Origin of the sequence: Roseovarius sp. 10 (assembly GCF_033100315.1) — a bacterium.
Lineage (GTDB): Bacteria > Pseudomonadota > Alphaproteobacteria > Rhodobacterales > Rhodobacteraceae > M30B80.
On record NZ_JAWLVH010000002.1, the window covers coordinates 467,222 to 491,135 of the forward strand.

Consider the following 23,914-nt stretch of genomic DNA (forward strand, 5'->3'; position numbering starts at 1 on the left):
GAGGTATATGGAAAACTTTATGTCTCTGTCAATTCGCTGCAATGCAGAATGAAGGCGCGCCCTCATCAGCCCATAATAATTTACAATAAAATCAATATATTGAAGAATATCCACCTATGATCTCGCAAAGCTGATGCAACTAAAAAGGCGATACGCCACGTCCCGTGAGACATTTTATTTCTCAAAATTTGTATTTTTATTTGAATTGTTGCGCAGCCCTTGCTATTCAATGCTGCAATAGCACATCAGCGATTCCGCATCGCAGCACCACACGCCCCTTGGGGCGCAATTTACGGAGGCCCCAATGGCTTTGGACAGCAATCAGACGCCCCTCTACTACGAGGCGCCCGAGAAAGACCTCTATGATATGGGCGAGATGCCTCCGATGGGATATGTGCCGCCAAAAATGCACGCATGGGCCATCCGGAAAGAGCGCCACGGCACGCCCGACAAAGCGTTTCAGCTTGAAGTCGTAGAAACACCCAGCATCGACAGCCAAGAAGTATTGGTTTTGGTGATGGCTGCGGGTGTAAACTATAACGGCGTTTGGGCGGGCTTGGGTCAACCGATTAGCCCCTTCGATGGACATGGCGCCCCCTATCACATCGCAGGCTCTGATGCCGCAGGCATTGTCTGGGCCGTTGGCGACAAAGTGAAATCTTGGAAAGTTGGGGACGAGGTCGTGATCCACTGCAACCAAGATGACGGGGATGACGAAGAATGTAATGGCGGTGATCCAATGTTCTCGCCGACACAGCGCATTTGGGGCTATGAAACCCCCGACGGGTCTTTTGCCCAATTTACCCGCGTGCAGGCTCAGCAATTAATGCCACGCCCTAAGCACCTGACTTGGGAAGAATCCGCGTGCTACACCCTGACCCTTGCCACAGCCTATCGTATGCTGTTTGGCCATCACCCGCATGAGTTAAAACCTGGCCAGAATGTTCTGGTCTGGGGGGCATCAGGTGGGCTTGGTGTCTATGCCATTCAGTTGATCAACACCGCAGGCGCGAATGCAATTGGCGTCATCTCAGATGAAAGTAAGCGCGACTACGTCCTCAGCCTTGGCGCAAAAGGTGTGATCAATCGCAAGGAATTTGACTGCTGGGGTCAAATGCCCAAGGTGAACACCCCAGAATATAACGCGTGGCTGAAAGAGGCCCGCCGCTTTGGCAAAGCAATTTGGGACATCACTGGCAAAGGCGTGAATGTCGATATGGTGTTTGAGCACCCAGGTGAATCGACCTTCGCCGTCTCAACTCTCGTGTGTAAAAAGGGCGGCATGGTTGTTATCTGTGCAGGCACAACAGGGTTCAACTGCACCTTTGATGTGCGCTATATGTGGATGCATCAAAAGCGCCTGCAAGGCAGCCACTTTGCCCATCTCAAGCAAGCCGCAGCCGCCAATCGCTTAATGTGCGAGCGCCGTCTTGATCCGTGTATGTCCGAGGTCATGCCATGGGCCGAGTTGCCCGATGCGCATAACAAAATGCTCAACAACCAACACAAGCCAGGCAATATGTCGGTGTTGGTTCAAGCGCCCCGCACAGGCCTGCGCACCTTAGAAGATGTGCTTGAGGCGGGCCCCAATAAAGCATAGCCCCACTTTCAGACAAACTAATCCAAAGGCGCGCAGTTTTGCGCGCCTTTTTTATTGCGCCGATACGGCCGCTTTTCGGATAGACGCGATATTGTCGCCGTAAACCTCAGGGCGATCAACCGAGCCGCCCTTGAAAACGGCTGAGCCTGCGACCAACACATCCGCGCCCGCGGCAGCCACCAATGGTGCAGTTACAGGATCAACACCCCCATCGATCTCAATATGGATCGGACGATCCCCTATCATCGCGCGCAGACGCGAGATTTTGTCCGTCAGATCAATAAATTTCTGCCCGCCAAAGCCTGGGTTGACCGTCATAACGCAAACCAAATCGCACAAATCCAAAAGATGCGCGACACTGTCGGCGGGTGTTCCAGGGTTCAACGCCACCCCAGCTTTCATGCCTGCACCACGAATGGCCTGCAGCGTGCGGTGAATATGCGGGCCCGCCTCAATATGCGCGGTCAAAATATCTGCCCCTGCATCCGCATAGGCATCAATATAGGGGTCAACAGGCGCGATCATCAAATGCACATCCATGACCGTTTTCACATGAGGCCGAAAGGCCTTCACCGCAGGCGGGCCAAAGGTGAGGTTCGGCACGAAATGCCCATCCATGACATCGATATGCACCCAATCCGCCCCTTGCGCCTCAATGGCGCGGATCTCTGCACCAAAATTGGCAAAATCCGCAGAGAGAATAGACGGGGCGATTTTTATCGAGCGATCAAAGGACATCGGGCAGGGCTTTCAAAAGTTTGGGCTAAAGCGTTGTCTCTCCCTTAACGCTCAATTCTACCCCTGTCACCACCTTGCCAAGCATCGCCGCGCGTGTAAGCGTAACAGCTGACTGTATGAGTGACGCCAAAACATGACCCAAACCACCAAAACTTTTGCCGCAACGGGCCACCAGACGGGCCATGCGCAGCTGCCGCAATTGCACCTCCCCCGCAACGAGGGAATGGCGCTCGACCTTGATTGGGTTGCGCGTGCTACAGCAAATCGATCTGCAATTGAACGGCGCGCAGCCACAATTGGCACAAGGCGCAGCGTGAAAAAGGCATATCAAACAGCATGGCTTGCCCGCGCCGTAACGATGATCGACCTGACCACATTGTCAGGCGATGACACCAAAGCGCGGGTGGCGCGGCTTTGTGAAAAGGCCAAGCAGCCCGTGCGCGCAGATATTCTAGAGCGTCTGGGACTGCCACAGATCACAGTGGGGGCGGTCTGCGTCTATCACGACATGGTCGAGCCTGCGCTTAAGGCGCTGGAGGGCAGCGGCATCCCTGTGGCAGCGGTATCCACAGGTTTTCCTGCGGGGTTGTCGCCCTTTCATCTGCGCGTGGCAGAGATCAAGGAAAGCGTTGCCGCGGGCGCGCAAGAAATCGATATTGTGATTTCGCGCCGCCATGTCCTCGAGGGGAATTGGCAGGCTCTATATGACGAGATGCGAGAGTTTCGCACGGCTTGCGGCGCGGCCCATGTCAAAGCGATCTTGGCCACAGGCGAACTTGGAACACTGCGCAATGTTGCGCGCGCAAGCCTCGTTTGCATGATGGCGGGCGCAGATTTCATCAAGACCTCAACCGGTAAGGAAGCGGTCAATGCCACCCTACCCGTCAGCCTAACCATGATCCGCGCAATCCGCGCTTATGAGGCGCGCACAGGGTTTAAGGTCGGCTACAAACCCGCAGGTGGCATTTCCAAAGCGAAGGACGCGCTGACCTATCTGGCGCTGATGAAAGAAGAATTGGGACAAGCTTGGATGTCCGCGCAGCTTTTCCGCTTTGGCGCGTCCTCTCTTCTTGGCGATATTGAACGCCAACTCGAACACCAAGCCACGGGTGCTTATTCCGCCCGTTACAATCACCCGATGGCCTGAGGCAGATCATGAATATCACCGAAATTTTCGAAACCATGGACTATGGCACCGCGCCCGAAGCCGATACTGAGGCGCGCGCATGGATTGCGGGGCATCATGGCCAGTTTGGACATTTCATCAATGGCAGCTTCACTAAGGGCCAAGATCATTTCGAAACCCGCAACCCTGCCCGTGGCGAGGTTCTATCGCATGTCGCGCAAGCAACTGAAACCGAGATAGACACGGCCATTAGCGCGGCGCGAAAGGCCTTCGGGCCATGGTCACGGCTCAGCGATCATGCGCGCGCGCGCTACCTTTATGCTTTGGCGCGGGCTTTGCAAAAACACAGTCGCCTCTTTGCAGTTCTCGAAACTCTCGACAATGGCAAGCCAATCCGCGAGGCACGCGATGTCGACATTCCGCTTGCTCAGCGGCATTTCTACTATCATGCAGGCCTCGCCCAATTGCGCGGAACTGTGGCCGAAGACCATCAACCGCTTGGTGTTTGTGGGCAAATCATTCCTTGGAACTTTCCGCTGTTGATGCTCGCTTGGAAAATTGCCCCTGCCTTGGCCGCGGGCAATACGGTTGTGTTGAAGCCTGCCGAGTTCACCCCGTTGACCGCCCTTCTATTCGCAGAAATCTGTCAGGAGGTTGGCCTGCCCAAGGGTGTTGTGAACATCATAACAGGGGATGGCGCAGCGGGTGCCTATTTGGCTGCGCATGCAGGCATCGACAAATTGGCCTTCACAGGCTCAACCGAAGTTGGGCGCAAAATTTATCAAGCCCGCGCAGGATCAGGCACGAAACTCAGCCTCGAATTGGGTGGCAAATCGCCCTTCATCATCTTTGATGATGCCGATCTCGACAGCGCTGTTGAGGGCTTGGTTGATGCGATTTGGTTCAATCAAGGGCAGGTCTGTTGCGCGGGGTCACGCCTGTTGGTGCAGGACAGCGTGGCCGATGAGGTCTATGCCAAAATTCGCGCGCGGATGGCAAAACTGCGCGTGGGTGATCCGCTGGATAAATCCATCGACATCGGCGCGATGGTCGATGACAGCCAAGCCGCCCGCGTGCGCGACATGGTGGCGGATGTTGATGCATTCAGCCCTGAATGTGTCTTGCCTGAGACAGGCTGCTTTTTGCCGCCCATGCTGATCACCGATCTTGGCACCGCCCACCCCCTGATGCAGGAAGAAATTTTTGGCCCCGTTCTTGTGGCCGCGCGGTTTCGTACCCCTGAGGAGGCTGTGAGCCTTGCCAATAACACGCGTTACGGCCTTGCCGCGTCAATCTGGAGCGAGAATATCAGCCTTGCGCTTGATATTGCCCCGAAACTGGCAGCGGGTGTTGTCTGGGTCAATGGCACCAATATGTTTGACGCTGCCGCGCCCTTTGGCGGGGTGCGTCAATCAGGGGTTGGTCGTGAAGGTGGGGTTGAGGGGCTGCGCGCCTATATGAAGGCACCGCTGCCCCTGACCAAAATTGAAAAACCAGTGCGCCACCCCGCCCCTGCAACGCCCAAGCAGGCCAATACACCCGCGATAGACCGCACCGCCAAACTTTACATTGGCGGCAAACAAGTGCGCCCTGATGGCGGCCATGTCATTCCAATTTGGTCAAAATCGGGCGACATGCTTGGCCAATTGGGCCGCGGCAACCGCAAGGATATTCGCAACGCCGTTGAGGCTGCGGAAGCTGCGTCAGGATGGGGCACGATGCCGGCCCATAGTCGCGCGCAAATCCTGTATTACCTCGCCGAGAATTTGGCGGCGCGCGGACAGGAATTTGCGGAACGTCTCTGTGATCTCACAGGACAATCCAAAGCCACCGCCAAAGCGGAGGTTGAAACAAGCCTAAGCCGCCTGTTCAGCTATGCCGCATGGGCCGACAAATTCGCAGGCGAAGCGCGGGCCGTGCCCTTGCGCGGCCTAGCGATGGCGCTACGCGAGGCGGTCGGGGTGATTGGCATCATAGCCCCGCAAAACGCCCCGCTCTTGGGCGCAATTTCGCTTCTTGCGCCTGCGGTCGCGATGGGGAACCGCGTGGTTCTCCTGCCCAGTTTGGAAGGTGGTCTTGCGATGACCGATTTCTATCAAGTGCTCGACACATCCGATGTGCCCGCAGGCGTGATCAATATTGTGACGGGCGACCCATCCGAGATGGCCACAGATTTAGCAGCGCATATGGCCGTTGATGCAATCTGGAATTTCAATGCAAATATAGAGGCGCATCTCGTTGACACGAAGGCCTCTCTCAACCTCAAGCGCAGTTGGGGTCTGTCAGGCTTTAAGGGCAAAAGCCCCGATTGGCGCAATCCCGCTTGTGAGGGCGTGGTATTTTTGGAAGAAGCAACTGAAGTCAAAACCGTTTGGGTTCCATACGGGGCCTGAGGATCAAGCCATTTCATGACCAGCCCACGCTACACCAAGCTTATTGATAGCCTGCCCGCAAAAGTCCCGTTTGTCGGCCCCGAGGCGCAAGAACGCGCGCAGGGCTTTGACTTTGTCGCAAGGCTTGGCGCCAATGAAAGTGTCTTTGGCCCCTCACCCAAGGCGATCGCCGCAATGCAGGCCGCAGCGCGCGATGTGTGGATGTATGGCGATCCTGAACTCCATAATTTGCGTCATGCCCTTGCTGCCCACCATAGGGTCGCGCCTGAAAACATCGTGGTTGGCGAAGGGATAGACGGCTTACTTGGATATTTGGTGCGGCTGTTGGTGGCTGAGGGCGATGCTGTCGTTACCTCGCTTGGGGCTTACCCCACTTTTCTTTACCATGTCGCGGGGTTCGGTGGGCAGGTTACAGCTGTGCCCTACAAAGACGATCACGAAGACCCTGAAGCACTGCTTGCGGCGGCGCGGGCGACCGGCGCAAAGCTGCTTTATCTTGCAAATCCCGACAATCCTATGGGCACATGGCACAAGGCCGAGACAATCGAATGGCTTATCGCCGCGCTGCCCCCTGAGACGGTGCTGATCTTGGACGAGGCTTATGCCGATACCGCGCCGCAAGAGGCCATTCCTGCGATGGATGTTAGCCATCCCCGCGTGATCCGAATGCGCACCTTCTCCAAAGCCTATGGTCTTGCGGGGCTTCGCGTGGGTTATGCCATCGGCCATCACGAGCTGATCCGTGCCTTTGACAAAATCCGCAACCATTTTGGGATGGGGCGTATCGCACAAGCCGGCGCTTTGGCGGCCCTGAAGGATCAAGATTACCTCAACCAAACCGTTCAGAAAATCAGCCAAGCTCGCGCCGAGATTGCCCGTATCGTGCAAGAGAATGGTTTAACGCCGCTGCCTTCGGCCACGAATTTCGTGGCGGTGGATTGCGGGCGCGATGGTGCCTATGCAGCGGCGCTTCTCAACGAGTTGACCAAGCGCGGCGTATTTCTCCGCATGCCCGCGATTGCCCCGCTCAATCGCACAATCCGCGTCTCATGCGGGGATGCCGCGATGTTGGCACATCTTGAGGCAGAATTGCCAAAAGCGCTTGCCACCCTCGGCTAGATCAGCCTGCTTCGCCAATGACCTCAATCGCGGCCTCTAACCCAGTTGGGTCATGTGGGATCTGCATCGCCTTCATACCTGCTTGCAAACTGCCCAACAGACCTAAAACCATATGCGCATTCACATGCCCCATATGGCCGATACGGAAAAAATCAACTGCGCGCGCAGGGTCGGGACGCAACCCCTGCAACGGGATGCCCAGTGTCACGCCCACCGTGGCCGTCATCCAATCGCGCATCTTCGCGCCATTCCCCGTGCCCATATCCACGGTGGTCACAGCATGCGAGCGTTTCGCAGGATCCGTAATATTGGCCGCGACAGGGCCATTCGCGCCCCAACGCTCCAACGCCGCCCATACGGCACGGGCCAAAGTAGCATGGCGCGCCCAAACGGCCTCCAACCCTTCTTCATGCAAGATCATGTCCAAAGCCACACGCAACCCATAAAGGTGATGGGTCGGCGCAGTGCCGTTGAAATATTTGTAAAATTCGGTCGGATTCACACGGGGCCGCCAATCCCAATAGGGCGTCACACAATTGGCCCGTCCCCGCGCTTGATCCGCTTTTTCCGAGAAATAAACAAACCCAATCCCGGGCGGGGTCATCAAACCCTTTTGGCTGCCTGTGACCATCACATCCACGCCCCATGCGTCAAATTCAAACGCATCACAGGCGAGACAGGCGATGTTGTCAGAGAATAACAGCGCGGGGTGCCCCGCTGCATCCAAGGTCTGCCGCAGGGCCAAAATATCATTGCGCACACTGCTAGAGGTATCCACCTGCACCGCGAGAACGGCCTTGATCTCATGAGCCTTATCTGCCGCCAAGACCTCAGCCACACGGGTCATGTCGATATCGGATTGAGGGCCAAAATCAATGATCTCGCAGTCAATACCCAGACCCGCCGCAAACTCGCCCCATCCAAGGCAGAAGCGCCCCGTGCCAAGCACCAAAATCTTGTCGCCCCGCGACAGCGTGTTGCACAGCGCCGCCTCCCAGACACCATGACCATTGGCAATATAAATCGCCACATTCGCCTTTTGCGCACGACCAACCGCCTTGAGATCAGGGATCAGCCCATGCACCATTTCGACCAACTCGCCCGTGTAAATATTCGGCGCGGGACGATGCATGGCCTGCAACACGCGATCAGGCATGACCGAAGGGCCAGGAATGGCAAGATAGTGACGACCGTTGGCAAGGCTCATGGAAGTGTCCCTTTGTTGAAATCGGCAAAAAGCAAGGCACAGGCTTTTGCGTCTTGGTGCAATTTCAATTACTCTGACGGCCTTGGCAAGAGCGCAAGAATGATTAGCTCTCTGGTCAAGACAAGGGAAACAGCGCCATGACTAAAGAGCAGCCACAAAATCGTAAAATCATTGAGGTATCAGGGTCTGACCGCGAGAAATTCTTGCAAGGTTTGACCACCAATGCCCTCCCTGAAGATGCCGAAGGGCTGCGCTACAGCGCGATCCTGAGCCCGCAAGGTAAGTATCTGGCTGATTTTTTCATGCTGACTCGCGGCGATCGCGTTTTGCTTGATGTGGACGGTGATTTGGCTGCACCGCTGATGCAGCGCTTGTCGATGTATAAGCTGCGCGCAGATGTGGCACTGACCCTCTCGGATATGACAGTGGCCGTGGGGCATGGCACCCTGCCACAAGGGGCATATGCTGATCCGCGTGACCCTGCCCTTGGGTGGCGCGCCTATGGCCAGTCGGGCTTGCCCAACTTATGGGATGCGGCAGGATGGAAAACCACGCGCATTGCCCATTTGATCCCCGAGCATGGGCGCGAACTGATCCCCAATGACAGCTATATCCTAGAACTTGGATTTGAGCGGCTAAATGGTGTGGATTTCAAAAAAGGGTGCTATGTCGGCCAAGAGGTGACAGCGCGGATGAAACACAAGACAGAACTGCGCAAAGGGCTGGCGCGGGTCACGGTCAGCGGCACAGCTGTGGAAGGCGACCTCATCACCGCAAACGGCCGCGAGGTCGGGCAGCTTCATAGCATTTCTGGGGATCAAGCACTGGCGTATTTACGTTTTGACCGCGCCCAAGCTGTTATGCAGGCGGGCGCAGCCGAGGTGCATTTCGCCGAGTAATCACCCGCCGATTTTATCCTGCGTGCGGTTCAGGAAATCATCGGCAGAATGACGCTCGTGCAATTGCCCTTCAAGCGGGCCATAGGTGCGGTTGACCATCGCACCGCGCTGCACAGCAGGGCGGGCATAGAACCGCTCGGCCCAAGCGACCACATTTTTATAGTCATGCACGGAGAGAAACTCGCCCGCGTCATAGGCCTCACCGCGCACAAGGCGGCCATACCATGGGGCAATGGCAATATCGGCAATGGTTATCTCATTCCCCACCATCCAATCGCGCCCTGCAAGATGACGATCAAGCACATCCAATTGGCGCTTCACCTCCATCGCGAAACGATTGATCGGGTATTCTTGCGCAAATGGGGCATAGGCATAGAAATGCCCAAAACCGCCGCCCAAATAGGGCGCGCTTCCCATTTGCCACATAAGCCACGACAAGAGTTCTGGCCGATCCTCTGGGCGGCCCAAAAAGGCGCCAAATTTTTCGGCCAAATGCATCAAAATTGCGCCCGATTCAAAAACGCGCACAGGGGTTTGGCCAGAATAATCCATCAGCGCGGGAATTTTCGAATTTGGGTTCACATCGGTAAAGCCAGACCCGAATTGATCGCCATCCCCGATACGGATCAGCCACGCGTCATACTCCGCCGCATGACCCGCGGCGAGCAGCTCCTCGAACATGACGGTGACCTTCACCCCATTCGGTGTAGCCAATGAATAAAGCTGAAACGGATGATCGCCCCGTGGCAAATCCTTGTCATGGGTAGGCCCTGCAATCGGGCGGTTCAGACCCGCCCATTTGCCGCCATTCTCCTTGTCCCAAACCCAAACCTTTGGCGGGGTATATGGCGCATTTTCCGACATGATCCGTCCCTCATTTCTTGAACATAAAAAGGATCCTAACCCTTTCGGGTCAGGTTCCAAGTCACGAGATTGCGATTTTCAGGTCAACGCGCTGTCGCAGCGCCCGCAAACATGGGCATGGCTGTGGCTGCCCACATCAGGCAGAATTTTCCAACAGCGCGCACATTTTTCGCCATCCGCTTTGGCAAAGACCACACCAACCCCCTCAATTTCAGGCAAGGTGAAGGCATCCGCGGGCATCGCCTCATCGCTCAGCGTCACTGCAGAAGTGATGACCAAATCCTCGAACTGCACAGATTGCAGCGCTGCGCGCATTGCGGCATCTGCCACGTAGATCACAGGCGCGGCTTCTAGGGAGGCCCCAATCACCTTGTCACGGCGCTGCACCTCAAGCGCGGCTGTCACCACGCGGCGCGCACGGCGGATCATCGCCCATTTCGCGGCCAAGTCTGCATCATGCCACGCCGCAGGGGTGTCGGGGAAATCCACCAGATGCACTGAGGCCTCAGGGTCTTTGTTCCGCTCAAGCCAGACCTCCTCCATGGTGAAGGTCAAAATCGGCGCAAGCCAAGTGGTCAGGCGTTGGAATAGGTGATCCAAAACTGTGCGCGCCGCACGGCGTTGCGCAGTATCACCATCACAATAAAGCGCGTCTTTGCGGATATCGAAGTAAAAGGCCGACAAATCAGTGGTCGCAAAATTGAACAGCGCTTGGAACACGCCTTGGAAATCATATTTCGCATAGCCTTCGCGCACGATCCGATCCAACTCTGACAAACGATGCAGGATGAACCGCTCCAACTCGGGCATATCGGCGGCTTCTGTGCGGTCGGCTTCCGTTAAATCACCCAAGGACCCAAGCATAAACCGCATCGTGTTGCGCAAACGGCGATAGCTGTCGGCCACGTTCTTCAAGATCTCAGGCCCGATGCGCAAATCCGCCGTGTAATCGGATTGCGCCACCCAAAGCCGCAGGATATCGGCGCCATATTGGTCAATCACCGCCTGCGGCGCGACCGTATTGCCCAAGGATTTGGACATTTTCATGCCCTTCTCATCCAGCGTGAAGCCATGGGTCAGAACACCGCGATAGGGCGCGCGACCGATTGTGCCGCAAGCCTGCAACATCGAGGAATGGAACCACCCGCGATGCTGGTCTGTGCCTTCAAGATAGAGATCGGCAATCCCATCCTCTGAGCCATCCTCGCGATCCCGCAAGACAAAGGCATGGGTCGAGCCAGAGTCAAACCAAACATCCAAGATATCAAAGACCTGCTCATAGGCATCTGGGTCATATTCATTGCCCAAGAAGCGGGCTTTGGCCCCCTCCTTATACCATGCATCTGCGCCCTCAGCCTCAAAGGCCTCAAGGATGCGGGCATTCACCGCGTCATCGCGCAGCAAGAAATCGGGGTCACTTGGCTGTGCATCTTTTTTGACAAAGCAGCTGAGCGGCACACCCCATGCACGTTGCCGCGACAAAACCCAGTCAGGGCGGGCTTCAATCATCGAATGCAGACGATTGCGCCCAGTTTGCGGTGTCCATGTCACCAATTCATCAATCGAGCGCAGCGCGCGTTCGCGGATGGTCTTGCCATAGGTGTCATCCCCGCCAATCTCGCGATCAATGGCTGCAAACCATTGCGGGCGGTTCAGGCGGATCACAGGCGCTTTTGAACGCCAGCTATGCGCGTCCGAGATGGTGATGCGGCGGCGGGCCAGCAGGCCGCCAACCTCAACCAGCTTGTCGATCACGGCCTTATTGGCCTTACCCGCCTTGCCGTTTTCTTCGATGACGCGAAGCCCTGCAAAGAAGGGCAGATCAGCGCGGAAACTGCTGTCATCCAGAATATTATAGGTCATCTCAAGCCCATGCTTGAGGCCGATTTGATAGTCATCATCCCCGTGACTTGGCGCGGTATGCACGAAACCCGTGCCCGCATCATCGGTGACATGGTCGCCTGCAAAAAGTTTGACCTCAAAATCCCATTCGCCATTCGCGCCCTCAGCCCCATGCAGCGGGTGATGGGTGACAAGCGTGGCCAATTCATCGGCGTTGACATCGCGCAGGCGCGTGTAGTGGCCCGCCTCAAGACGCATCGCGCCAAGCGCATCCTCGGCCAGTTTATCAGCTACAAGATAGCGATCACCAACCTTGGCCCAACATTCGTCAGGGGTCGCGGTGACCTCATAGAGCCCATAGGAAATCGAAGGGCCAAAACAAATCGCGCGGTTTTGCGGAATCGTCCAAGGGGTGGTTGTCCAGATCACGACAAACAAGTTGTCGCGCTCGTCTATAGTCTCAGCGCCAGTTGGAATAGGTGGTTCTGTAGATGGAGCTGCCCCAGTTGAAAGGATACCTCGTGCAACACGGAACGGCACCCAAATCGCATCGGTCTGGCGGTCATGATATTCGACTTCCGCCTCAGCCAATGCGGTCTTTTCAACGGGCGACCACATCACGGGCTTCGAGCCTTGGTAAAGCGCGCCGTTCATCAGGAATTTCATAAACTCGCCCGCGATCACCGCCTCGGCGTGGAAATCCATGGTGAGGTATGGCTTGTCCCAATTCCCTGTTACGCCAAGGCGCTTGAACTCCTCGCGCTGCACATCAATCCACCCTTCGGCAAAGCGGCGGCATTCCTGACGAAAATCGACAACGTCAATTTTATCCTTATCTTGGCCTTTGGCGCGATAGGCCTCCTCAATCTTCCATTCGATGGGCAGGCCGTGACAATCCCAACCAGGAATGTAGCGCGCCTCATGGCCCATCATCTGCTGGCTGCGCACAACCATATCCTTCAGCACTTTGTTCAGTGCGTGACCGATATGCAGATTACCATTGGCATAGGGGGGGCCATCATGCAGCACGAATGGTGGGCGTGGCGCGCCCGCCTTAGCCGCCTCTGCCGCCTTGTCGCGCAGGCGTTGATAAACGCCAATTTTCTCCCAACGGGCCAGCCAATCAGGCTCGCGCTGTGGCAGGCCTGCGCGCATCGGGAAATCAGTTTGGGGAAGGTTCAACGTGTCTTTATAGTCGGGAAGATCGGCACACATGGGAAGGACGTCCTATTGGCTGAAACGGGTCATGGCAGGCCATGACCAATGAGCGGGGAAAGAGCGGCGCGATAGCTCAACACCTTAGTCCCGGCGGCCCTGCTGATCAGAGCGCCGGGCAGATAATTCGTAGGGAAATCTGCGTGTTCATCCGTCTCATGCTTAGCCCTATATCGCTGCTGGCGCGCGGGGTAAAGCCGCGCTTTGCGCGATCAGCCCTTTGATCCCGTGAAAAGCCCAGAAAATGCCTCGGATAAAACACTGCGCAAAGCAGGACGGGGTAAGGCGTGAAAGGGCAAAGGTCGGCAAAGCTGCATCGCAATTACCCCAAGCCGCGCGGTCATCGCCCCATTTAAGACGCCTTCACCAAAGCGGCGCGATAATTTCCCTGCCAATGACCCGCCCAAAGTAGAACTGAGCAAATCATCCCCAAGGGCAATGGCCCCTGTCGCCACAAGTTGCGCAATCACAGACCGCGCCAAGCGCATGGCGCCAAACGTGCCCGCGCGCCCACCATAAATCTCGGCCACACGGCGGATCATCCGCAGATTGATCCAAAAGCTGATGACCATATCAAGCGACCCCATCGGAACGAGGGCCGTGACACTGGCGACACGGCGGGTGGCTTGGGCCACCTCAGCACGGGCCTGTGCATCTAGCCCTTCCAAAAACGCTGTCTCAATCACGCCCATTCGCAAATCTGCATCAAGCACATCCTCGACACTCTGCAAACGGTGGTCTGCTGCGCCCTGCACGGCCATGCGATCGCGATAAAGCGCGCGCAGTTTGGGGATCAAAGCGGAAAGCTGTGCAAGGTTTTGGGCGGTCAAGGCCGATTGGGCCTCAGCCTGCAAAGCCGTCATGCGCGACAGCCGCGCATAGGCCCGCCATTCGCTGATCGCAAAGACGATTACAGCCACGAAAAACAGGCCCACACTCACAAGGGCCACCTGCCCCCAGATTGTGCCGCGCGCCATCATATCAAGAACAAAACCCCAAACAGCGTTGATCAAAAGCGCACTGGCAAGGCCGCCCGCCGACCAGAGCAAAAACCGCGATGCACCTGACATCTTTTGGGGCGCGGGCCGTTCATCGGGCGCGGCGGATGGCGCGTCAAAAATCGCAGGCGCGTCCACGGGGGACGCGTCACCAACGCCCGCCGTTTCCTCATCCAAGATGATTGGGTTTTTCCGCGTGGCCATACGCCCCCCCTCCTCACTTCGCCGTCACCCGCAAGGGCGAGCATAAGCAAAGAACCCTGCAGAGGAACAGTCACAAAAAAGCGCGCCACAGGGGGCGCGCTTTTGATCTTCTGAACTTGTGGCGGCGAAGATTAGTTCTTCGCGTAGAATTCAACCACGAGGTTTGGTTCCATCACGACAGGGTATGGCACATCGCCCAAACTAGGGGTGCGCACGAAAGTCGCGGTCATTTTGGAATGGTCGGCCTCGACATAGTCAGGCACATCACGCTCTGCCAATTGCACAGCTTCCAGAACTGTTGCCAATTGCTTGGATTTCTGACGCACCTCAACAACATCACCCTCCTTCACGCGGTAGGATGGGATATTGACGCGCTTGCCGTTCACCAAAACATGGCCGTGGTTTACGAATTGGCGGGCCGCAAAAACGGTTGGCACGAATTTCGCGCGGTAAACAACGGCGTCCAAGCGGCGCTCCAACAGGCCGATAAGGTTTTCACCTGTATCACCTTTTACGCGCTCTGCTTCTGCATAGATGCGGCGGAATTGCTTTTCGGTCAAATCGCCGTAATAGCCCTTCAGCTTCTGCTTGGCGCGCAACTGCGTGCCGAAGTCAGACAGTTTCGCCTTGCGGCGCTGACCATGCTGGCCTGGGCCATATTCGCGGCGGTTTACTGGGGATTTGGGGCGACCCCAAATGTTTTCGCCCATGCGGCGGTCGATTTTATACTTGGCAGACGTGCGTTTGGTCACGGCTGATCTCCTTCGTTAGAACGCCCCAGATCGGGGCTATGAAGGGCGTTGTCCTTTGCCGCTGCTTTCGCTTTGGCCGACAGGCGTTCCCTTGCGGGGGCCACCAACACCAATGAAAAGAAGCACCGCAAACGGTGCCTCAGTGACGCGGGGGCTATAGGGGATTCCTCGCGCTGTCAAGCGCATGGGGGAAATCAAGCCTAGCTTAAGCCGTAAATCCCACGCGATGGCCCAAGATGGGCGGATAAAATCGCGGCTTCAGCCGCACCCAACATCCGCCGCACAGCAGGGCCAAACAGATCGGGATGGCCTGCAAGATCAGGATGACGTTCATAAAGGTCATCAAGGCAGGCGGCCGCATCGGCATCCATCTCGTCCTCGGGCAGTGCTGCATAAGCAGGGTGGAAACTGTCCACCGCGACACTGTTTGCAATCACGACCTGATGCCCCTCAAGCATAACGTGGAAATATGTGACAGAGGCCGCGCGGTGATCCACCCGTGCGCCCAAATCGCCTACCAAATCCTGTGCGCGCATCATGACCTCATCTTCGCCCCAAAGCGCCCGTGCCTCGGGCGATTTAATCAATACGCGATGATCAGGGGACACCAAGAGATCGGGTTCAGGTTTGCCTTTCCCAAAAAGACCCTGCGGCAATCGAATTGGGCGAAGATGCGGCATGGCAAAAAGCTGCGCGCCTGACAGGCTGCGCTGTCCCACCCAGAGGACTTCTTTCAAACCATTGTCGCGGGTGACAAGATAATCCCCTGCCCGCACATCCTCGACCGCAATTTCCCCTTTCAGTGCGGCCAATCGCGTGCCTTTGACAAAGCAAACAACAGGGCCTTGGCGGCGAAAGCGGGCGGAAAACCCGCCCCCCAAAGAGATGATTGTCAAATGTTGGCGCGCGGGTGGCATGCCATCGGGAAAGAGCAATACCGTTTCGCGGCTATCCTCAAGGGTCAAGGGAACGGCACTAAAAAACCGCACGCCATCGGACAGCACCATCGCATCACGATACAGGGGATCGTCAAGGTCGCTCGACAAGTGAGGCAGGGGCGCGGGTCTTTGCATGAACTTATGCACGACCCGCGCCGCTTTGGCACGAAGTTGGAGAAGATCACGGCTGGATGTCAGAACAAGGGCGGCGTCTTTGCCTTCAAGCGGGAAGGCACGACCGTGCCAGCTCCAACTCATCCCTTCAGCCAGATCTTTCTTATTATAGTCCGAGTCTCCCTCGATCCGCGTCTGCGCCCAAGAAATGATGAACGCACCGCGCAACCCCATGCTCATGCGATGCCTGCCTTACTTGCCTCAATGCGTGCCGTTTATGTTTCGGCTTGGGCGGCAAGCTAGCATGGGTGATTCGTTCTGTGAATCCCCTTTGACGCGTCTTGGCGAATTTTCGCACATAGACCTATGTTCAAGGAGGGGGGTTAGAAATTCCATCCAAGGCTGACCGACCCAACAACCTGCCCCGTAGTTTGGCCGGCAAATTCGGGCGAGAGATAGGTCACCCCATAAAAGGCCGTGTAGCCGTTTTGGCCATAATGCACACCCCCGCGTAGGCGGTGACGCTCATCTTGTGCATCAGCACCATGGCCCGCGGGTAAGTATTCAGAGGCATCGACATAGGCCCAATCCGCACCCAAGACCAAAGATAGCCCATTGTCCTCCTCAGAGGCTATACCACTAAACCGCTGACCCGTGATTGGATCTCGTAGGCGCAACCCGTTTTGCCCCCATTGACCCAATGTCAGGTCAAACCCAAAACGGGCCAAATCCTCTGCCCCGTAGGTCAGACCAAGGAACGGGCGCAGAAAGACCCCTTCGGAGATCGCATATTCATTATTCGCCTCAAAACTAAGATCCAATAGGGTCTTGTTTTGCAATTCACGATTGCCGGCATTCACAACGGGTTGGCTTAACGCCTCATGCAAATCGCGCTGCAACTCGCGAATGCCTGTCTGTGGGCCAACCCCCAAAATATCCGCGCCCATCGCAATATCGGCACCGCGCCAATTGAAATGGCTATGCACCCCAAAGGCCAACACGCCCGTATAGAGGCGATCATTCAGCGCAGGGGTCGTGACATTGGCAGGAGCAATCGCCTCGCCGCGCAGGCGGAATTCGATGACATCGAGCGGGCGTGAGGTCAAATCACCCTGCCATTCCGATCCGTAAAGCACGCTGATGGAATAGGAGCCTGTGCGCCACCGATCTTCGCCATCCCCAATGACATCATTGTTCAGCAACCGCCCATTGCCGAGATAGGTAAATCCCGCGTCTTCAGCGGCCACAGGCAAAGCGCCCCCCGCAATGATCAACAGCCCAAGCAGGATGCCTTTGGAACCAAATCGCATTATTAAATATCCTTGCAAACGTCACTCTGGCCAAAGGCGAGCGCATAATAAACCTGACAGGGCCAGATTACGGCCAGCCGCGTTCACAAGGCAATTAATAATAAAATTGTGTCTAAAATTTGTTTATGACTGTGCTGTGTTATCCACAGGGACTTAGCCGCATTTTGAATAGCCGCAATCGGTGCAAGTCATGCACCCCTCGCTCATCCGCATCGCAGAAGACCCACAGGAATTACACTCTGCCGCCCCTGTGCGGCCTGCGCCCAAATCATAGACCTCGGCGGTGGGATCGGTTTTCAACCCCATCCCCTCGCCCGAAATAAACCCGATTGAGATCAGATGCCGTTCGATAACACCGCCAATCGCCGCTAAGATCGAGGGCACATATTTACCCCCAATCCATGCCCCCCCGCGCGGATCAAACACGGCTTTGAGTTCTTCTACCACGAAACTCACATCACCGCCGCGGCGGAAGACAGCCGACATCATCCGCGTCAACGCCACTGTCCACGCGTAATGTTCCATATTCTTGGAATTGATAAACACCTCAAACGGCCTACGATGACCGCTGAGCACGACATCATTGATCGTGATATAAATCGCGTGCGGGCTATCGGGCCATTTCAGTTTATAGGTATTGCCCTCTAGGGTCTGCGGCCGCTCTAGCGGCTCGGAGATATAAACCACTTCGCCCGTAGAGGCCTCGCGCGCGGTGGCGCCATCTGGCTTTGCTTCTGCCTCAGAAACACTCAGGACACTGCCCGTCACATCATTGGGGCGATAAGTGGTGCACCCCTTACAGCCCGTTTCATAAGCCTGCAGATAGACATCTTTGAAGGCCTCAAAGCTGATATCTTGCGGCACGTTGATGGTTTTCGAGATGGAACTATCCACCCATTTCTGCGCGGCCGCCTGCATGCGCACATGATCAGCAGGGGCAAGGGTTTGCGCATTTACAAAAAACGCAGGCAATTCTGCATCACCCTGTTTTTCGCGCCAAAGTTTTACCGCGTAATCGGTCACCTCCTCCTCGCTGCGCGACCCATCCCGCTGCAACACTTTGCGCGTGTAGCTATAGGCAAAAACGGGCTCAATCCCAGAGGAGACATTTCCCGCATAAAGGCTGATGGTGCCTGTGGGCGCAATCGAGGTCAAAAGCGCGTTTCGGATGCCATCTTTGGCAATCGCCTCGCGCAAATCTTGATCCATCTGCGCCATATTCCCGGACGCCAAGAACGCCTCGGCGTCAAATAAGGGGAATGCACCTTTTTCCCGCGCCAATTCAACCGAAGCCCAATAGGCCGCATGGGCAATTTCCTTCATCCAAATCTCGGATTGCGCCACTGCGTCATCGGCGCCATAGCGCAGGCCAAGCATCAAAAGGGCATCGGCCAAACCCGTCACACCCAAACCAATGCGCCGCTTTGCTTGGGCCTCGCGCGCCTGTGCCTCGAGGGGAAAACGACTGGCATCCACCACGTTATCCATCATCCGCACAGCGACCCGCACCAAATCCTTCAGCGCCTCAAGATCAAGGGCCGCATCCGCCTCAAACGGCGCGCGCACAAGCCGCGCAAGGTTAACAGAACCAAGCAAACACGCCCCATAGGGCGGCAAAGGTTGTTCGCCGCACGGATTGGTTGCCGCAATGGTTTCGCAATAGGCCAGATTATTGGATTGGTTGATGCGATCGATAAAAATCACACCTGGCTCAGCGTAATCATAGGTCGATTGCATAATCTGGTTCCACAGGTCGCGCGCCTGCACCGTGCGGTAAACCTTGTTGTCAAACACCAATTCCCAAGGCCCGTCCGCTTTGACCGCCTCCATAAAGGCATCGGTGACGAGAACAGAGACATTGAACATCCGCAGCCGCGCCGCATCAGATTTGGCGGTGATAAAATCTTCGATGTCTGGGTGGTCGCAGCGCATCGTTGCCATCATCGCGCCGCGGCGCGAGCCAGCCGACATAATCGTGCGGCACATGGAATCCCAAACATCCATAAAACTCAGCGGGCCAGAGGCATCCGCGGCCACGCCCTTAACATCCGCGCCTTTGGGTCGGATGGTCGAGAAATCGTAGCCGATCCCGCCCCCCTGCTGCATCGTCAAAGCCGCCTCTTTGAGCATATCAAAAATGCCGCTCATGCTGTCGGGGATTGTGCCCATGACAAAGCAATTGAAAAGCGTGACACTGCGCCCCGTTCCCGCACCCGCCGTGATGCGACCTGCCGGTAGATATTTGAAATCCTCAAGGGCTTCGTAGAATTTTTCTTCCCAATAGGCGGGATCTTTCTCCACCGAGGCCAAAGCCCGCGCGATCCGCCGCCAAGTGTCCTCGACAGTGCGGTCAATGGGTGTGCCATCCGCCTCTTTAAGGCGATATTTCATATCCCAAATTTGTTCAGCAATCGGGGCGGCAAAACGAGACATAGCGCAGACTTTCACGATCAGATGGGGAAACACAAACTAGGGGCCTTGGCGCAAGCGGTCAACTTGAACCTTGTGAAAAATAGCATACCATATCTTGAGGGACTTTGGGGAAGAGATATGAGCAGCACCATAAATCTGGTCAAATTATGTGTCGGCGCCGAAGAGGTGCAGGATCTTTTGAACTGGCAAAAGAACCCGCGCGCCTTGGGGCCATCGGGCCTGCCGCGCCATGTGACACGGATGTGGCCCAAGCGTGAGGCAGAAATTCTTGCAGGCGGATCGCTTTATTGGGTGTTCAAAGGATTGATCCTGTGCCGCCAAAAAATCTTGGCCCTCGAGGAGGTTGATCGCGGCGATGGGATCAGGCGCTGCGGCATCGTTTTGGAACAGGACGTCACCCGCGTGACACCCACGCCCAAACGCCCGTTTCAAGGGTGGCGCTACCTCAAACCCGAAGACAGCCCCCGAGATTTAAACGCCAATCGCGCAGAAGAAGAAACTTTGCCGCGTGAATTGCAAACTGCTTTGGCTGAAATCGGCGTTCTTTAGATCGAAAGCTTGGTTTTCAGCCCATCAAGGGCGGCTCGGGCCCCATCTGTCCAATCTGCGCCGCGCGCCCGAAACAGCATCGCTTGGCTGCGCAAGATCATCCCATCCGACAGGATTTTCAGGTTATTGGCCCGCAAGGTTTCCCCTGTTGAGGTGATATCAGCGATCAATTCCGCCGTGCCATGCGCCACGGTGCCCTCGGTCGCGCCTTGGCTGTCGACCAATTGATAATCGGCAACACCTGCAGCGCGCAGATAGTCCCGCACAAGACGATGGTATTTCGTGGCGATCCGCAAACGCATCCCATGGGCCTCGCGGAAATCTGCGGCAACAGCGTCCAGATCATCCACGCAATCCACATCAATCCAACATTGCGGCACGGCCAAAACCAAATCCGCAAAGCCAAATCCAAGCTCGGCCAATTCTTCGACCGACTGATCCCATGCGGGGATCTTCTCACGCACAAGATCGGTGCCTGTCACGCCCAAATGAATGCGGCCCGCCGCCATTTCGCGCGGAATTTCTCCCGCAGACAGCAACATCAACTGCATATCCGCCCCCGAAACTTCGGCAGCATAATCGCGCTCTGAGCCTGCGCGGCGCATCTCAACCCCGCGCGCTGCAAACCAATCAAAGGTCTTTTCCATCAATCGCCCCTTAGACGGCACCGCAATACGCAACGTCATATGCCACCCTCCTGACACGAGAGGCCATGCAGCAATTCAGGACGGATCACCCCGCCCACGGCAGCAATCTCACGACCATTGCCCAAGATTTTGGTCAGCGCATCATAGCGTCCACCTGTGGCAACGGGGGGCATATGCGGGTCAGTTTCGTTGAAAAAGCCGAACACAAACCCATCATAATATTCCATATTCGTCCGCCCATAGGAGGCCTCGAACCATAGGTCATCTACGGCGACACCTGCGGCGGACATCGCCTCAATACGGCGCACCAAGCCTGAAATGGCGCTATCGATCTGCGGTAAATCCACAGCCAAATCCCGCAATTGTGCGACTGCGTTTGGTAGGGTTTCGCGCAAGGACAAAACCCGCTCCAAGGCTTCGGCCTGCGCCGCCGAAATACTGGGCGCATCATCATCCTCGGCCAAAGCGCGCATACGGCGCAAGACATCAGCGGGGCTGCGTAGACCACTCCAATTTTCAGTGGCGTCAATCATGGCTTCAGGCCCTAAATCCGACATCTGGGCAATCAATGCTGCACGGGTCGCAGGGGCATCGCTGCGGCCTGAAAAACGATCCAGCAAGCGCCGAAAACGGCGCGGACGCCACACATGACGCCGCAAGGCGCGTTTGCGCCGCTCGGTTGTATCAAGGGCAGATATCGCGGCCAAAACGACGCCAATATCGCCAGTGACGGCACGCAGGCCATATGGGGCAAGCAATGAGGTAAAAAGGGCAAAGACTTCGGCATCTGCGCGCGCAGGGTCATCACGATCAAACAGCTCATATCCCACTTGCAGATATTCGCTCGCGCGGGCGGGACTGGCCTCCTGCTTGCGGAAAACCTCGCCCATGTAGCTGTAGCGCGCAGGCTCCGCCCCGTCCGACATATGGCGCTGCACCACGGGCACGGTGAAATCGGGCCGCAGCATCATTTCGCCGCGATTGGGGTCATGCGTGACATAAGCCCGCGCGCGGATATCTTCGCCATAGAGATCAAGCAGCGTATCAGCAGGCAGCAAATGATCGGCCTCAAAAGCCACGGCGCCCGCGGCTTGAAATGCTGCAAAGAACCGCTCCGCCTCCGAACGAATGGCCGCTTTTTGGCTCATCCCTGACGCTCCAATATAGCGCGAATTTCGGCGACCAGATCACCGCGCGCCACTTCGCGCTGTGCAGGTTGCGCCTTCCATTCCTCAAGGCTTGCATTGGCTGCAATCTTGGCCCCTAAGATCAAATCCTTGATCTGAACCACGCCGCGCGCGGCCTCGTCCGAACCTTGGATGACCGCAACAGGGCTTTCGCGTTTATCTGCATATTTCAACTGATTTCCGAAATTCTTAGGGTTGCCCAAGTAAACCTCGGCGCGGATGCCCGCATTGCGCAACTCAGTCGCCATGGCTTGATAATCCGCCATGCGGTCGCGATCCATGACCGTCACCACGACAGGCCCCTGCATCGCGCCGCTGATCCGCCCTTTGGCGCGCAATGCGGCCAAGAGGCGATCAACCCCGATGGACACACCCGTTGCAGGCACATCTTGGCCTGTGAAGCGTTTGACCAAATCGTCATAACGTCCGCCGCCTGCAACAGACCCAAATTGACGCGGGCGGCCTTTGTCATCCAGAATCTCAAAGGTCAGCTCCGCCTCGAACACGGGGCCCGTATAATAGCCAAGGCCACGCACCACCGAAGGATCAATCACGATCCGGTCGGGGCCATAGCCTTGCGCGTCAAGCAGCGTGGCAATGGTTTCAAGTTCGGCCACCCCAGCCTCACCAATCGCAGATGTGCCAATCAGCTTGCGCAGCATCACCAAAGTCTCGGCATTGCTGTCTGCGCGCGCCAACAGGAATGCCACGATCTGATCGGCCGCTGCCGCATCAAGACCCACGCCATCGATATAAGCCCCAGACTCATCCAAACGGCCCTTGGTCAGCAATTGGATCACGCCTTCGCGGCCCACTTTGTCGAATTTATCAATCGTGCGCAGCACAGCTTGGCGGGTAGCTTCATCCTCGGAGGACAATCCAATGGTCGCCAGAACCCCATCCAACACCTTACGGTTGTTCACCCGCACCACATAATCGCCGCGCGGAATACCCACAGCCTCAAGCGTGTCTGACAGCATCGCGCAAATCTCGGCATCTGCGGCAACGCTGGCCGCGCCGACCGTATCGGCATCGCATTGGTAGAATTGGCGGAAGCGCCCCGGCCCTGGCTTCTCATTGCGCCAAACGGGGCCAAAGGTGTAGCGGCGATAGGGGCTTGGCAAATCATTGCGATATTGCGCCGCTACGCGGGCCAAGGGGGCGGTCATGTCATAGCGCAGCGCGACCCAACCGCCGTCTTCCTCCTCCTGCCAAGCAAAAACGCCCTCATTGGGGCGATCCGTGTCAGGCAGGAATTTCCCCAAGGCCTCCACGGTTTCCACGGCGGATGTCTCAAGCGGGTCGAAGCCATAGCGCTGATAGGTTTCGGCAATTTTGGCAAGCATCTCTTGCCGCTCCAACACCTCCGCGCCGAAGTAATCGCGAAATCCACGCGGCGTCTCTGCTTTAGGGCGGGGCTGTTTTTTCTCTTTTGCCATAACCATATCCTCGATCTCGCGCGTGGTGTAGCGCCCTCGCGTCAAAGGGGCAAGAGAGGGGTGGTCATGGGGCCCCTGCAAAGGTTAGTTTGCATCCGAACGCAACGACACAATCCCAGACAAGGATCATAGGCCCCATGAGCGCCTCTCGCGATGATTTGGAGATGCATTTGGCCCATCTCACCCGCACAGTCGATGACCTCTCAGAGGTGGTCGCACGCCAAGATCGGGAAATCACCCGTCTCACTGCCCGTGTTGAGATGCTGATGCAGCGTGAGGCAGATCGTGAAGCCGCAGGCGATATGCCCGCCGCCAATCAAAAACCGCCCCATTGGTGAGG

General features: G+C 56.7%; 19 protein-coding genes. 7 read left to right on the plus strand and 12 right to left on the minus strand.

The window, feature by feature from the left end; all coding sequences use genetic code 11:
* Positions 1-304 precede the first annotated feature (304 nt).
* The gene (gene ccrA / locus RYZ18_RS09515) at positions 305-1,600 is read left to right on the plus strand and encodes a crotonyl-CoA carboxylase/reductase (protein ID WP_317656462.1); all 1,296 of its coding nucleotides are present in this window, start codon (positions 305-307) and stop codon (positions 1,598-1,600) included.
* Between the two features lie 51 nt (positions 1,601-1,651).
* On the opposite strand, the gene rpe is transcribed toward ccrA, so the two are convergent.
* Complete coding sequence (rpe, locus tag RYZ18_RS09520) at positions 1,652-2,338, minus strand: ribulose-phosphate 3-epimerase (RefSeq protein WP_317656463.1); 687 nt, start codon at positions 2,336-2,338, stop codon at positions 1,652-1,654.
* Positions 2,339-2,471: 133 nt separating this feature from the next.
* On the opposite strand from rpe, the gene deoC reads away from it, so the two are divergent.
* From deoC to RYZ18_RS09535, 3 genes are read left to right on the plus strand one after another with little or no spacing between them, the layout of a single operon-like run.
* Entirely contained in the window at positions 2,472-3,485 is a 1,014-nt protein-coding gene (gene deoC / locus RYZ18_RS09525) for a deoxyribose-phosphate aldolase (RefSeq protein ID WP_317656464.1), read from the plus strand.
* A gap of 8 nt (positions 3,486-3,493) precedes the next feature.
* Entirely contained in the window at positions 3,494-5,857 is a 2,364-nt protein-coding gene (locus RYZ18_RS09530; RefSeq protein WP_317656465.1) for an aldehyde dehydrogenase family protein, read from the plus strand.
* A gap of 15 nt (positions 5,858-5,872) precedes the next feature.
* On the plus strand, positions 5,873-6,976 hold the full coding sequence (locus RYZ18_RS09535; protein ID WP_317656467.1) for a pyridoxal phosphate-dependent aminotransferase: 1,104 nt from the start codon (positions 5,873-5,875) through the stop codon (positions 6,974-6,976).
* Between the two features lies 1 nt (position 6,977).
* Here the strand turns inward: RYZ18_RS09535 and RYZ18_RS09540 are convergent, their stop codons facing one another.
* Positions 6,978-8,183, minus strand: coding sequence for a pyridoxal-phosphate-dependent aminotransferase family protein (locus tag RYZ18_RS09540; protein ID WP_317656469.1), 1,206 nt, complete (start codon positions 8,181-8,183; stop codon positions 6,978-6,980).
* A gap of 137 nt (positions 8,184-8,320) precedes the next feature.
* Here RYZ18_RS09540 and RYZ18_RS09545 point away from each other — a divergent pair, with 137 nt between their 5' ends.
* Complete coding sequence (locus RYZ18_RS09545; protein WP_317656470.1) at positions 8,321-9,082, plus strand: YgfZ/GcvT domain-containing protein; 762 nt, start codon at positions 8,321-8,323, stop codon at positions 9,080-9,082.
* Here RYZ18_RS09545 and yghU read toward each other — a convergent pair whose 3' ends face one another.
* The 7 genes from yghU to RYZ18_RS09580 all read right to left on the minus strand — a co-directional run bounded on the left by yghU (position 9,083) and on the right by RYZ18_RS09580 (position 19,752).
* Complete coding sequence (yghU, locus tag RYZ18_RS09550) at positions 9,083-9,946, minus strand: glutathione-dependent disulfide-bond oxidoreductase (protein WP_317656471.1); 864 nt, start codon at positions 9,944-9,946, stop codon at positions 9,083-9,085. It abuts the gene before it with no gap.
* 78 nt (positions 9,947-10,024) lie between these two features.
* A complete protein-coding gene (gene ileS / locus RYZ18_RS09555) occupies positions 10,025-13,003 on the minus strand; it encodes an isoleucine--tRNA ligase (protein ID WP_317656472.1) in 2,979 nt (992 codons plus the stop codon).
* 212 nt (positions 13,004-13,215) lie between these two features.
* Positions 13,216-14,205: a YcjF family protein gene (locus RYZ18_RS09560; protein WP_317656474.1), complete on the minus strand. Its 990-nt coding sequence runs from the start codon at positions 14,203-14,205 to the stop codon at positions 13,216-13,218.
* Between the two features lie 131 nt (positions 14,206-14,336).
* A complete protein-coding gene (gene rpsD, locus RYZ18_RS09565) occupies positions 14,337-14,957 on the minus strand; it encodes a 30S ribosomal protein S4 (protein ID WP_317656476.1) in 621 nt (206 codons plus the stop codon).
* Between the two features lie 200 nt (positions 14,958-15,157).
* On the minus strand, positions 15,158-16,249 hold the full coding sequence (locus RYZ18_RS09570) for a Hint domain-containing protein (protein WP_317656477.1): 1,092 nt from the start codon (positions 16,247-16,249) through the stop codon (positions 15,158-15,160).
* Positions 16,250-16,392: 143 nt separating this feature from the next.
* On the minus strand, positions 16,393-17,319 hold the full coding sequence (locus tag RYZ18_RS09575) for a lipid A-modifier LpxR family protein (protein ID WP_317656479.1): 927 nt from the start codon (positions 17,317-17,319) through the stop codon (positions 16,393-16,395).
* 153 nt (positions 17,320-17,472) lie between these two features.
* Entirely contained in the window at positions 17,473-19,752 is a 2,280-nt protein-coding gene (locus RYZ18_RS09580) for an adenosylcobalamin-dependent ribonucleoside-diphosphate reductase (RefSeq protein WP_317656481.1), read from the minus strand.
* A 117-nt stretch (positions 19,753-19,869) separates the two neighbouring features.
* On the opposite strand from RYZ18_RS09580, the gene RYZ18_RS09585 reads away from it, so the two are divergent.
* Positions 19,870-20,301, plus strand: coding sequence for a DUF1489 family protein (locus RYZ18_RS09585; RefSeq protein ID WP_317656483.1), 432 nt, complete (start codon positions 19,870-19,872; stop codon positions 20,299-20,301).
* Here the strand turns inward: RYZ18_RS09585 and hisG are convergent.
* The 3 genes from hisG to hisS are packed head-to-tail and all read right to left on the minus strand — an operon-like array spanning position 20,298 to position 23,574.
* Positions 20,298-20,987, minus strand: a complete 690-nt coding sequence (hisG, locus tag RYZ18_RS09590; protein WP_317656485.1) for an ATP phosphoribosyltransferase — start codon at positions 20,985-20,987, stop codon at positions 20,298-20,300. The two genes, RYZ18_RS09585 and hisG, sit on opposite strands and share 4 nt — an antisense overlap.
* Complete coding sequence (locus tag RYZ18_RS09595) at positions 20,984-22,096, minus strand: ATP phosphoribosyltransferase regulatory subunit (RefSeq protein ID WP_317656486.1); 1,113 nt, start codon at positions 22,094-22,096, stop codon at positions 20,984-20,986. Before RYZ18_RS09595 ends, hisG begins: the two co-directional genes overlap by 4 nt.
* Positions 22,093-23,574 (minus strand): histidine--tRNA ligase, encoded by a 1,482-nt coding sequence (hisS, locus tag RYZ18_RS09600; RefSeq protein ID WP_317656488.1) that lies wholly within the window; start codon positions 23,572-23,574, stop codon positions 22,093-22,095. The genes RYZ18_RS09595 and hisS overlap by 4 nt, the downstream gene beginning before the upstream one ends.
* A gap of 137 nt (positions 23,575-23,711) precedes the next feature.
* Here hisS and RYZ18_RS09605 point away from each other — a divergent pair, with 137 nt between their 5' ends.
* On the plus strand, positions 23,712-23,912 hold the full coding sequence (locus RYZ18_RS09605) for a SlyX family protein (protein ID WP_317656489.1): 201 nt from the start codon (positions 23,712-23,714) through the stop codon (positions 23,910-23,912).
* The last annotated feature ends 2 nt before the right edge of the window (positions 23,913-23,914 follow it).